The sequence below is a fragment of the Nocardioides kongjuensis genome, from assembly GCF_013409625.1.
GTDB classification, from domain to species: domain Bacteria; phylum Actinomycetota; class Actinomycetes; order Propionibacteriales; family Nocardioidaceae; genus Nocardioides; species Nocardioides kongjuensis.
On sequence record NZ_JACCBF010000001.1, the window covers coordinates 1,703,111 to 1,715,506 of the forward strand.

General features: G+C 73.6%; 9 protein-coding genes. All 9 read right to left on the reverse strand.

Annotated features, from left to right (window positions below):
- Positions 1 to 33 precede the first annotated feature (33 nt).
- Positions 34 to 909 carry an acyl-CoA thioesterase gene (locus BJ958_RS08250; protein ID WP_246319022.1) on the reverse strand — a complete coding sequence of 292 codons (876 nt, stop codon included), beginning with the start codon at positions 907 to 909 and terminating at the stop codon, positions 34 to 36.
- Complete coding sequence (locus BJ958_RS08255) at positions 906 to 1,856, reverse strand: PAC2 family protein (protein WP_179726391.1); 951 nt, start codon at positions 1,854 to 1,856, stop codon at positions 906 to 908. Before BJ958_RS08255 ends, BJ958_RS08250 begins: the two co-directional genes overlap by 4 nt.
- A gap of 9 nt (positions 1,857 to 1,865) precedes the next feature.
- Complete coding sequence (locus BJ958_RS08260) at positions 1,866 to 3,347, reverse strand: amino acid permease (RefSeq protein WP_179726392.1); 1,482 nt, start codon at positions 3,345 to 3,347, stop codon at positions 1,866 to 1,868.
- Positions 3,347 to 4,600, reverse strand: a complete 1,254-nt coding sequence (locus tag BJ958_RS08265; protein ID WP_179726393.1) for a hypothetical protein — start codon at positions 4,598 to 4,600, stop codon at positions 3,347 to 3,349. Before BJ958_RS08265 ends, BJ958_RS08260 begins: the two co-directional genes overlap by 1 nt.
- Positions 4,601 to 4,602: 2 nt before the next feature.
- Entirely contained in the window at positions 4,603 to 6,522 is a 1,920-nt protein-coding gene (gene dxs / locus BJ958_RS08270; protein ID WP_179726394.1) for a 1-deoxy-D-xylulose-5-phosphate synthase, read from the reverse strand.
- Between the two features lie 18 nt (positions 6,523 to 6,540).
- A complete protein-coding gene (locus BJ958_RS08275) occupies positions 6,541 to 7,479 on the reverse strand; it encodes an SMP-30/gluconolactonase/LRE family protein (protein ID WP_179726395.1) in 939 nt (312 codons plus the stop codon).
- Positions 7,480 to 7,501: 22 nt separating this feature from the next.
- Positions 7,502 to 8,563, reverse strand: a complete 1,062-nt coding sequence (locus tag BJ958_RS08280) for a methyltransferase (RefSeq protein WP_273516285.1) — start codon at positions 8,561 to 8,563, stop codon at positions 7,502 to 7,504.
- Positions 8,560 to 9,225 (reverse strand): hypothetical protein, encoded by a 666-nt coding sequence (locus BJ958_RS08285; protein WP_179726396.1) that lies wholly within the window; start codon positions 9,223 to 9,225, stop codon positions 8,560 to 8,562. The genes BJ958_RS08280 and BJ958_RS08285 overlap by 4 nt, the downstream gene beginning before the upstream one ends.
- Before the next feature lie 75 nt (positions 9,226 to 9,300).
- Positions 9,301 to 12,393 carry an ATP-binding protein gene (locus tag BJ958_RS28445; RefSeq protein WP_179726397.1) on the reverse strand — a complete coding sequence of 1,031 codons (3,093 nt, stop codon included), beginning with the start codon at positions 12,391 to 12,393 and terminating at the stop codon, positions 9,301 to 9,303.
- Between the last annotated feature and the right edge of the window lie 3 nt (positions 12,394 to 12,396).

The following is a 12,396-nucleotide window of genomic DNA, read 5'->3' on the forward strand; positions in this document are numbered from 1 at the left end:
GGCGGCCCGGAGACAAGCCCCGAACGCGGGAGGTCAGCGCGACGGGCGGATCAGGCCTTCCTGGGCGACCGTGGCGACGAGGGTGCCGTCCTGGGTGAAGATCCGGCCCAGGGCGAGGCCACGACCGCCGCTGGCCGACGGGGACCACTGGTCGTAGAGCCACCACTCGTCGGCGCGGAACGGGCGGTGGAACCAGATCGTGTGGTCGAGGGACGCCATCTGCACCTTGTGCGGCCCGTGCTCCGGGTGCGCGGCGAGGGTCGCGCCGAGCAGGGAGACGTCGCTGGCGTAGGTGAACGTCGCGAGGTGCTCCATCGGGTCGTCGCTGAGCCGGCCGTCGACCCGGATCCAGACCTGGGTCTTCGAGGGGTGCATCGGGTCCGGCTCCATGCCGTGCGCCGAGCTGCCGAGCCAGCGCACGTCGAGCGCGGCCCACTCCTTGCTCAGCCCGTCGTCGGTCCCGCGCTCGGCCATCAGCGCCATCAGGTCCAGCCCGTCCTCAGGCGGCCGGACCTCGGGCATCACGTCCTGGTGCTCGAGACCCTCCTCGGCACGCTGGAAGTTGAGCGACTGGTAGTAGATCGGCCGGCCGTGCTGGCGCGCGAGCACCCGCCGGGTGGCGAAGGACTTGCCGTCGCGGATCCGCTCGACGTCGTAGATGATCGGGACGTTGTAGTCGCCGGGCAGCAGGAAGTACGAGTGCAGCGAGTGCACGTGCATGCCCTCGTCGACCGTCCGGGACGCGGCGATCAGGGCCTGCGCGGCCACCTGGCCGCCGTAGACCCGCTGGCGGATGGTCTCCGGCTGCTGGCCACGGAACAGGTCGGTGTCGAGCCGCTCGAGGTCGAGCAGGGCGACCAGCCGCTGGGTGGCCTCCCCCATCACCCGCTCGCTCGTCTGGTCGGTCATGACCCGCCTCCGTTGTCCTCGGGCCCCTCGAGGCCGGCCAGGAACTGCTCGAACTGCCGGCCGATCTCCTCACCGGTCGGCAGCGGCTCGTCCTCGGCAAGGAGGCTGCTGCCCTCCTCCTCGGCGCGCGCGAAGGTGTCGTACTGCTGCTCCAGCGCGGTCACGACGTCCTGCACCTCGTCGTTGGCCGACAGGTAGCGACCGATCTCCTCCTCGCGCTCGTCGGCGGACTCGCGCAGCTCGGAGAGGTCGACGGTGATCCGCGCGGCCAGCTCGACCTGCTCCAGCAGCGAGACCGAGGCGCGCGGGTAGTCGAGCTGGGCCAGGTAGTGGGGCACGTGGGCGACGAAGCCCTGCGCGTCGTGGTCCCACTCGCCGAGCCGGACCTCCAGCAGCGCCTGTGCGCTGCTCGGCACCCGCAGCTCGCCCCGCCACGGGCTGGTGCCGGTGAGCAGGTCGGGGTTGTTGGCGTGGTGGGTGATCGCGATCGGCCGGGTGTGCGGCACCGCCATCGGCACCGAGCCCATCGAGACGACCAGCGTGACGTCGAAGCGCTCGACGACCTCACGCACGCCGCGGCAGAACGCCTCCCAGCGGATGTCGGGCTCCGGCCCGTGCAGCAGGAGGTACGGCGTACCGCCGGCGTCGCGCAGCATCCGCACCACCAGCCGCGGCGCCTCGTAGCCCTCGTAGTGGTCGCGCGCGAAGGTCATCGGGGGGCGGCGGGCGCGGTAGTCGTGGAGCTGGTCGACGTCGAAGGTCGCGACGACGACTCCTCCGCCGTCGCTCGAGAACGCGCCGGACCGGACCAGGTGGCGCGCGGCGAGCGCACCGGCGTTGCCGGCGTCGAGGAAACCCTCGAGCGCGACCACGAGCGCGAGGTTCTCGACGCCCTCCAGCTCGGGCACCTCGTCGACGATGTGGACGAGACGGGGCGATGAGGTCACACGGAGAGCCTATTCGGTCGCCCGTTGCTGCTGCAGGCGGCTGTGGCTGCGGCCGTAGGCGAAGTACACGACGAACCCGATCACCATCCACACCCCGAACCGGATCCAGGTGTCGCCGGTCAGGTTGAGCATCAGGTAGAAGCACATCAGCGTCGACACCGCGGCCACGACCGGCGCGGCCGGCGTGCGGAAGCCGCGGGGCAGGTCGGGGCGGCTGCGGCGCAGCACCACGACGCCGATGCTGACCAGCATGAACGCGAACAGGGTGCCGATGTTGACCAGGTGGGCCAGGGTGCTGAGGTCGACGAGGCCGGCCATGGCGGCGACGGCGATGCCGGTCAGGATCGTGATCCGGTACGGCGTCCCCCAGGTCGGGTGCACCTTGGCGAGGCTGCGCGGGAGCAGTCCGTCGCGCGCCATCGCGAAGCCGACGCGGGACTGTCCGAGCATCAGGATCATGGCCACGACGACCAGGCCGATGCAGGCGCCGATCGAGATCAGGTTCGGCATCCAGTCGACGCCGGAGGCCTGGAACGCGTCGGCGAGGGGCGCCGCGCTGTCGGGGTCGATGTCCTTGTAGCTGCGCAGTCCGGTGACCACGAGGCTGACGGCGGCGTACAGGACCGTGACGATCGCCAGCGAGCCGAGGATCCCGATGGGGACGTCACGCTGCGGGTTCTTCGTCTCCTCCGCGGTGGTGGCGACGATGTCGAAGCCGATGAAGGCGAAGAACACGATCGCCGCGCCGGAGATGACGCCGGCGAGCCCGAAGACCGCGGGCTCGAGGCCGAGCAGGCTGGTGATCAGCGGGACGTCGGCGAAGCCGCCGCTCGACGCGGGCGCGGGCTGGGCGTCGGGGATGAACGGGGTCCAGTTGCCCACGTCGATGTGGGCGATGCCGACCACGATCACCGCGGCGACCACGACCAGCTTGAGCGCGACGACGACCTGGTTGAAGCGGCTGGAGAACTTCGTGCCGCGGATCAGCAGGAACGTGACGAGCAGTGCGATCACCACGGCCGGCAGGTCGATCACGCCGGTGGCGGCGGAGCTGATCTGCGAGGGCAGCGTGACGTCGACGATGCTCAGCACCTCCTGGAGGTACGCCGAGAAGCCGGTCGACAGCGCCGCGGCACCGACGGTGAACTCCAGCACCAGGTCCCATCCGATGATCCACGCGACGAGCTCGCCGAGCGTGGCGTAGCTGAACGTGTAGGCGCTGCCGGCGACCGGCACCGTCGAGGCCAGCTCGGCGTAGCAGAGCGCGGCGAGACCGCAGGCCACGGCCGCGATCACGAAGCTCAGCGCGAGGGCCGGGCCGGCGTTGCTGGCGGCCACGGTGCCGGTGAGCACGAAGATGCCGGCGCCGATGATGACGCCGACGCCGAAGACGGTGAGGTCCAGCGCCGAGAGGTCCTTGCGCAGCCGGTGGTCCGGCTCGTCGGTGTCGGCGATCGACTGCTCGACGGACTTGGTGCGGAAGAGGCTCATCAGCCCTCCTGTCCCGAGTAGGTGCGTTGCATCAGTCCTACACCCCGCTGGGCCAGCTGTGCGGGAGTGACACCGAGGACCTCGGGCAGGACCTGGGCCTGGTCCGCGCCGTCGGCGAGCCGGTCGAGCAGCAGGAGGAGCACGGGGCGGCCGTAGACGCTGGCGACGTACTCGCAGACCCACCAGGACACGGCGTACCACGCCTCGGCGTCGGGGCCGCCGAACTGGGCCGCGCCCGGGAGGTCGGTCACGGTCGCGGCGAGGTCGAGCGCGCGGGCCGGGAGCCGGCGGCGGCTCGGCGCCATCGGCTGGACCGAGACGTACTCGGCGACGCCCTCGCTCAGCCACAGCGGCGCGCCGCGGCCGCGGGAGCCGAGGGTGGCGTGGGTGAGCTCGTGGCGGACCAGCCGACCGAGAACGCCGAGCGGCTGGTCGAGGACCCGCGGGTTGAGGAGGATCCGGTACGACGCGACGCCCTGGCTCGCGTCCGTGCCGTCGACCGGCACCGCGATCGTGAGCCCGTCGGCGCGGTCGGGGTCGCCCACCGTCTGGTCGGCGAGGCCGCGCAGGAACGCCGGGTCGCGCAGCGAGTAGACGACCACGCCCGTCGGCGCGCTCGTGCCGGTGGAGCCGATCACGCTGCGCACCTCGGAGCGGCCGCTGCTCGCGGCGTCGAGGACCTTGCCGGCGTTGCGCACGGTGGTGTCGTCGAAGATGCCGAGGACGCCGACGGCGCGCTCGACCCGGATCGGGCCGACGTCCCAGGGCTGGACGTTGCCCGGGTGCCCGGTCTCCCACGAGTAGTCGGTGGTCGAGGTGATCAGGAGTCGGCGGCCGTCGGGCGAGGGCGTGAAGAGGAACCGGTCGCGGGTGCGGGTGGGCGTGGCGTCGTACCCGTCGAGGCCGAGGCTCAGCACCACCTCGACCCAGTAGTCCTCGCTGCCCTCGACGGGCGTGATCGTGTCGGCGGCGACCTCGTAGTGCAGCTCACCGACGGGCAGCTGGGCGAGGTTGTCGAAGTAGGCCTGCTGCTCCTCGACGAGCCCGGCATCCCCGCGGTCCAGCGCCTTGCGGAACCGCGCGACGTCGTGGGTGCGCAGCCCGCGCGCCCGCCTGTTGAGCGTCTTCTGCATCAGGGTCGCGACGTCGTCGTACCCGGTGCCGGAGTACGTCGGCGGGGGCGGGTCGTCGGAGCAGGCGGTGAGCGGCAGCAGGACCAGGGCCAGGGCCGGGATGAGGGCCCTAGCGGTCACCACTAGCGCGAGCCGTCGACATCGAGGAGCGCCCGTCCTTCCGGGGCGGGCTCCGCGCTGTCCCGAGCGATGTCGTGGAGCACCTCCAGCGCGATCGCCGAGGGGGTCAGGCCGATCCGCTCGAGGATCGCGGCCCGCTTGGCGTGGTCGAGGAACTCCTGCGGGATGCCGTGGATGCGCACCGGGGTGCGGACGTCGGCGGCCGCGAGGGTCTGCAGCAGCACCGCGCCGACGCCGCCCACGACGCCGTTGTCCTCGAGGGTGACGACGCGGGTGTGGGTGCGGGCGAGCTCGACCAGGGCGGGGTCGACCGGCTTGACCCAGCGCGGGTCGACGACCGTGACGCCGATGCCCTGGTCGACCAGGCGCTGGGCGACGTCGACGGCGATCGGAGCCATCGAGCCGACCGAGACGATGAGCACGTCGCGGGCGCCGTTGCGGACCAGCACGTCACAGCCGCCCTCGGTGCCGATCGCCGGGACGTCCTCGGGCGGCGGGCCCTTCGGGAAGCGGACGACCGTGGGCGCGTCGGCGACCTCGACCGCCTCGTCGAGCAGCTCGCGCATCCGGGTCACGTCGCGGGGCGCCGCGAGGCGCAGGCCCGGCACGACCTGGAGGATGGACATGTCCCACATGCCGTTGTGGCTGGCACCGTCGTCGCCGGTCACGCCGGAGCGGTCGAGCACGAAGGTGACCCCGCACCTGTGCAGCGCGACGTCCATCAGCACCTGGTCGAAGGCCCGGTTGAGGAAGGTGGCGTAGACCGCGAAGACCGGGTGCAGGCCGCCCATCGCCAGGCCCGCGGCGGAGGTCGCGGCGTGCTGCTCGGCGATGCCGACGTCGAAGGTGCGCTCGGGGAACCGGGCCTGGAACTTGTCGAGCCCGACCGGGTGCATCATCGCCGCGGTGATCGCGACGACGTCGGGCCGGCGCTCACCGATCGCGACGACGTGGTCGGCGAAGTGGTCGGTCCAGATCGGCCCCTTGGGCTTCTCGGCGCCGGTCTGCACGTCGAACGGGCCGGGTGCGTGGAACTGGTCGGCCTCGTGCCGCTCGGCGGGGTCGTAGCCGAAGCCCTTGCGGGTGATCGCGTGCACGATGACCGGTCCGCCGAAGCGCTTGGCCTGGGCGAGCGCCTGCTCCATCGCCGGGCGGTCGTGGCCGTCGACCGGGCCGACGTACTTGAGCCCGAGGTCCTCGAAGAGGCCCTGGGGGGCGAGCGCGTCCTTGATGCCCTTCTTCATGGCGTGCAGGGCGTCGTAGGCCGCCGCACCGACGCCGGGCACCGCGTTGAGGCGACGCTTCACGATGTCGAGGACGTGCTCGTAGCGCGGGTTGGTGCGCAGGCTGGTCAGCGCCGTCGCGAGGCCGCCGATGGTCGGCGTGTAGGAGCGGCCGTTGTCGTTGACCACGATCACGAGCTTCGAGTCGTGCTGGATCGCGATGTTGTTGAGCGCCTCCCAGGCCATGCCGCCGGTGAGCGCGCCGTCGCCGATCACCGCGACGGTGTGCCGGTCCTCGCCGCGGATCCGGAACGCCTTGGCGATGCCGTCGGCGTAGCTCAGCGCCGTGGAGGCGTGGGAGTTCTCGACCAGGTCGTGCTCGGACTCGGCCCGGCTCGGGTAGCCGCTCAGCCCGCCCTCGCGACGCAGCGTGCCGAACTCGCCGGCGCGGCCCGTGACGAGCTTGTGGACGTAGGACTGGTGGCCGGTGTCGAAGACGATCTTGTCGCGCGGCGAGTCGAAGACCCGGTGGATGGCGAGGGTCAGCTCGACGACGCCGAGGTTGGGCCCGAGGTGGCCGGTGTTGGTCGCGACGGTGCGGATCAGCAGGTCGCGGATCTCGGCCGCCAGCTGGGTCAGCTCGTCCTCGGACAGGGCCCGCAGGTCGCGCGGGGTGCTGATGCGCTCGAGGACAGACATGGCGGCCAGTCTAGGCGGTCACAGGTCGGTGAACGCGATCGCGGGTTCGTGCAGGCTGCCCAGCCAGACCCGGCCGTCGTGCTCCCGCACGCCGGTCACCATGTGGTACGCCGCGCCCTGCTCCCCCGGCGGCAGGTCGAGGTCGTGCACGAGGGTGCCCTGCTCGTCGTACGCGACGACGCGGACGGTCTGCTTCGGCTTGGGCTGGAACTCCTCGGGCAGCTTGGTGGCCAGCTTGCGCAGCACCATCGGGCCGCGCTGCAGCCGCTCGACGAGCGGGTCGGTCGGGCTGGCGATGGTGATCCAGATCAGGCCGTCGGAGCCGCGGGCGATGTTGTCGGGATAGCCCGGCAGGTCGGTGGCGAGGAAGTCGCGGGTGCCCTGCTTGTCGCCGCTGATCCAGTGGCGGACGACCGTGCGGGCGCCGGTCTCGGCGACGCAGACGAAGTCGCCGGCACCCGAGAGGGCGACACCGTTGGCGAACGCGAGGCCGTCGAGGACGACCGTGATCGTGCCGTCGGGGTCGCGCCGCACCAGCCGGCCGGTGCGGGTGTTGCGGACGAAGTCGTCCTTCCAGCGCGCGATCCCGAACTCCGTCGAGGAGTCGGACCACCAGATGGTGCCGTCGGCCGCGATCGCGGCGTTGTTGCAGAACACCATGGCCCGGCCCCCGACCTCGGCCGTGATCAGCTCGACGGCCCCGCTGGCCGGGTCGACCCAGAGCAGGCCCCGCTGCGCGTCGCACACGAGCAGCCGCCCGTCCGGCGCGAACTCGATGCCGAGCGGGCGCCCACCCGTGTGCGCGACGCGGTCGACCTTCGCGCCGTCGGGGCTGACCCGGAAGACGGCGCCGTCCTCGGTGCCGGTGAAGACGCAGCCCTGGTCGGGGCCGGACGTCGCCACGACGACGTCCTCCGCGCCGTGGCCGGGAACAGGGATCACGGTGAGGGAGGTCACGTACCGACCCTAGTCGCCGGCCTCACGGCGTGAGCACGTAGAACCTCATGACGTCGTGCTCGATCGGCGCGATCCGTACGTCGGAGAAGCCGGCCTCGGCGGCGTACTTCCTCAGCACCGAGGGCCGGAACAGGGCACCCGTGCCGGCCGAGTCCGGCTCGGCCAGTCCGACCGGCAGGCAGTGCAGCACGCTCGCGGCGCCGAGGAGCCGCTCGACGGGTGAGCCGTCGGGGGCGAACTCCTCCTCGGCGGCCTCGTCCATGACCACGACCAGCCCGTCGGGACGCAGCGCCCGGCGTACGGCCCGGAGGGCCGCGACCGGGTGCGCCATGTCGTGCAGGCTCTCGAAGAAGAACGCGACGTCGTAGCGACCGGTGCCGTGGTCGGCGTCGGAGGCGACGACCTCGAACCGGGCGTGGTCCGCGACCCCGCTCTCGACCGCGTGGGCGCGGGCGTCCATCACCGAGGCCTCGTCCAGGTCGACGCCGTCCGCGGCGAGACCGGGATACCCCTGCACGAGGGAGATGGTCGACCAGCCGACCCCGCAGCCGAGGTCGAGCGCCCGGGCGCCGTCGCGTCGCAGCAGGGCGTCGACGTCGGGCAGGGACGGCAGCCAGTCGGCGACCAGGCGCTGGGTGAAGTCGGCCTTGTTGAACAGGCCCTGCCCGTCGCGCACGTCGTCGCCGTAGGCGCCGAACGACAGCCCGGTGCCCGAGCGCCAGGCCTCGAGGACCTGCGGCAGGACCGCGCCGCAGCCGCCGGCGAGCAGCGCCAGGGCGCCGCCGTAGAACGGGCTGTCCGGGTCGGCCAGCACCGCCCGCTGGTCCTCGGCCAGGTGGTAGCGGCGCAGCTCGGGCGCGGCGGACGGGTCCGCGACGGACACGAAGCCCGCGATGGCCTGCTGCTCGAGCCACTCCCGCACGTACCGCTCGATGACACCGGTCCGTGCGGCGATCTCCGCCGGGGTGCCGGGCTCGCCGAGCGCGTCGTACAGCCCCAGTCGGTGGCCGAGCCAGACCGTCGCCATCTCCAGCGAGCCGAGCGCCTGCCCGAACAGGCGCTCGACGAGGGCCTCGGCGCTCACGACGACGCCCCCGTGATGGCTGCCTCGGCGGCCGCGTCCCACGAGCCCGCGCACGTGCACAGCACCCGGCTGATCCGGCCGCCGGTGACCGTGGCGAGGACCGTCCCCACGGACAGGTACGACGGCGACCCGGTCGTGCGCCAGGCGTACTCGGCGACGAAGCCGGTGGGCGTCGGCTGCACGTCCCAGGTGTCGAAGGTGTGCCCCGGGCCGTCCTGCGCGAGCAGTCCGCCCAGCTCCCCGGCGCCCGTCGCGTGCACCAGGGCGTTGGGGAACATGCCGGTGAAGACGACGTCGTCGGTGTAGGCGGACGCCGTGGTGGCGGACCGCTCGACGTCGGCACGGAAGGTGGCGGCGAGCTCGGTGCGCTCGTCGGCGGCGGGGACCTGGTCGAGGTCGAGGAAGGCGACCTCCCCGGTCACGAGCGGGCCGAGCTTGGCGGCGAAGGCGTCGGTCTCGGGCAGGGCCGAGTTGACCATGGCCGACTCGTAGGAGTCGAAGGCCGCGACCACGACGTAGTGCGTGGGGTCGGTGCGGTCGACGTAGACCTGCTCGCTGCGCAACGTGCGCCGACCGACGGTGTCGGCCCTCCACTGCGCGGCGAGCTCGTCGATCTCGGCGAAGCGGTCGGTGTGCAGGTCCTGGATCTGGATGAACGACATGGCGGGCCTCCTGGGTCCTCGGGATGGGTGGAGCTGACGACCAGGAGGCGTGAGGAAACGCCTCACGGTGGGAGGTCAGGTCTCCCAGGTCACCGGGCGCTCGGGGTCGTAGCGGCAGAACGTGCCGGTGCGCACCGAGCGGCGCAGGTGCTCGCCGAGGTCGGGGTGGACCTCCTCGATCCGGCGGATGGCGTCGCGGATCCGCCAGGTGACGGCGCTGCGGGCGCGCTCGGCCGCGGCGCCGGTACGACGGGCCCGGCCCCCCAGCCCGTAGGCCGCGCCGAGCTCGGCGAGCAGGAACGAGCGCTCCTCCTCGGCGCGGACCTGACGTTCGCGGTCGTCGTCGAGCGCAGCGCCGTCGATCTCCTCGTCGAGCTCCTCGAGCCGGACCTTGTACGCCGCCCGCGCGCGGTCGTCGAGGACCGGCCCGGTGTCGGCCTCGCGTGGTGCGGCCGGCGCGCCGGCCAGGTCCAGCGCGTGCACCTCGGCACCGGGACGGGCGAGCAGCACGCTCAGGTCGGTCATGCCCTTGACGTGCCGGACGACGCCTGAGGCGCCGCCGAACGCGACCTGCCAGAACTGTCCGTCGCGGCTGAAACGGGCCACCGACGCCGACGGCGCGGAGGCGGCCTGCTCGCCCCGGAGCCGGGCGAGCCGCGCCTGCGCGGCGCGGACGTGGTGCCCGGAGCGGGAGGCACCAGCGGCGGCGGCCGCGCCGGCCGCCCTGGCCAGGTAGGACTCCGCCCCGTCGAGGTCGCCCTCGAGCAGGGCCAGCTCGCCGAGGTAGCGCGTGACCGGACCGATCGCACCGGCGACGATCCCGTCGACCGCGAACCGGTCGGCCCAGGGCTCCAGCGCGCGGCGTACGACGGCCGCCGCCCAGGGCGGGTCGTCGTTCATGACCGCGGCCACCGCCATCAGGCACAGGTTGGAGATGAGCTCGGCATCGTCCGGGAGGGAGGCGACCGCCGCCTCGATCCCCGGCAGGGCGGCCTCTCGGACGGCCCGGGGCTGTCCCGGGAACAGGCCGACGAAGCCCTGGCCGGCAGGCGCGGTCTCGGCGAAGAGGTCGATCAGGCCCGCGAGCTCGCGCAGCACGTCCTCCTCGTGGCCCTCCTCGATCGCGATCCAGCTGCGCTGCACGGCGGCCAGGATCACGGCGTTGTGGCTGCCGGCGCGTCGGCCGACCTGCTCGGCCTCGTCGGCACAACGTCGCACCTGCGCGATGTCGCCCTCCAGGTGGGCGATGAAGCCGCGGAACAGCGGCACGTACCAGCTGTAGAGGGGCTGGCCGACGGTGCTGGCGGCCGCCTCGAACGCGGCCATGTCCGAACGGGCGGCCAGGAGGTCGCCCTGCTCGGCCCGGGCCACGATCCGCAGCCGCAGCCCCAGCAGCTCCAGGCCGCGGTCGCCGACCTCGCGGGCACAGGCGATCACCTCGGCGGCGTCGGCCTCCCGGCGCTCGGACCAGGCGGGACCGGCCATCGTGTCGCAGCGCGCGGCCAGGGCGTGCGCGACTGCGCGCGGGTCGCCCAGCCGCCGGGCCAGCGCGACCGCGCCCTCGGCCAGCTCGCTCCGCCGTTCGGAGGATCCGGCGAAGGACAGGGCCACCGACAGCCGTGCCATCACGTCGGCACGGGCGACGCTCTCGCGCTCGCCGAGCATCAGCAGCGCCTCCTCGAGGAGGTCGAGCTGGGCGCGGTCCCACAGCCGGACCTCGAAGCCCGAGATCCCCGCGGCGAAGCCGAGGGCCGCATCGGCCATGCCGTCCGCGTCGCCGGCGACGCGGGCAAGTCGCGCTGCCTCCACGAAGTCGGCCCGGGCGGCGTCGAGGTCCTCGTGGGCGAGCACGGCCGCGCCACGCTCGAGGAGCACCTGGCGCCGCACGTCGCCCGAGGTCGGCGCCACCGCAAGCGCCGTCGTGAGGTGCTCGGCCGCGTCCTCCCAGGCGTGCCGGGCCATGGCGGCGGCCGCGGCCCGCCGGCTCATGGCGACGGCCTCGGCCGGGTCGGCGAGGGGCAGCGCGCGGTGCAGGTGCTCGGCCACCTCCGCGGCCGCGGTCGGGTCGTCGTCCAGCCGTCCGCAGAGCAGGTCGGCCACGGCGCGGTGCAGCTCACGGACCCGGCCGGCGGGTGCGGAGCCGGCGACGGCGGCGCGGACCAGGGCGTGGGGCAGCTCCACACGGCCCGGTACGTCGCGGGCGAGGCCGGCCGCGACCGCCTCGTCGACCAGCGCGACCACCTCCTCGGGTGAGCGTCCGGTCAGCCGCTGGACGACGTCGACGGTGCTGGCGGTGCCGGCGACGGCCGCGGCCACGAGCAGCTCGTGGCAGTCCTGCGACACCCGGCCGAGCCGGCGGCGGATCACGGCGGTGGCCGAGCCCGGCACCTCCGCCAGCACCGCGCCACTGCCCCGGTCGGCGGCCAGCCGGGCCAGCTCGGCGACGAACAGCGGGTTGCCGCCGGAGCGCTCGCACACCTGCCGGGCCTGCTCCGCGGCGAGCTCGACGCCCGACTCGGCCCGCACCAGCAGGCCGACCGCCTCCGGGTCGAGCCCCACGAGCGCGATCCGCTCGGCCCGGGCGGCGAGGCCGTCGGCGAGCTCGGCGAGGCCGGGGTCGCCCGGCTCGTGGTCACGCCACGCCGCCAGCACGAGCAGCGGCCGGTGGGCGAGCACGCGCTCGACGAAGCCGAGCAGCCGCAGCGACCCGGCGTCGGTCCAGTGCACGTCGTCCAGCACGACGAGGACCGGGCCCTCGCCGGCGAGCCGCTCGAGCACGGAGCAGACCGAGTCGAAGAGCGTGAACCGGTCGCCGCCCGCCGGGTCCGCGGGTTCCGGGCCGGGACGGGCGCCCGGGAGCAGGGCGAGGGCCGGTGCGGCGCGCGGCCCGAGGTCGTCGTACTCCGTCGCGGCGTCGCGCAGCACCTGCGCCCACAACCAGAACGGTGGGGTGCCGGTGTCCTCCCAGCCGCTTCCGAGCAGCACCCGGAACCCGAGGTCCTCGGCGAGTCGGCGCGCCTCACCGAGGATCCGGGTCTTGCCGATCCCCGCTTCGCCGCTGACCCACACCAGTCCGCCCTGGCCCCGAGCAGCCCTGGCGAGCCTCTCCGAGAGGCGTGCTCGCACGGCGTCGCGGCCCAGGAGCAGGGGCTCCCCCGCGGTCGCCATGCG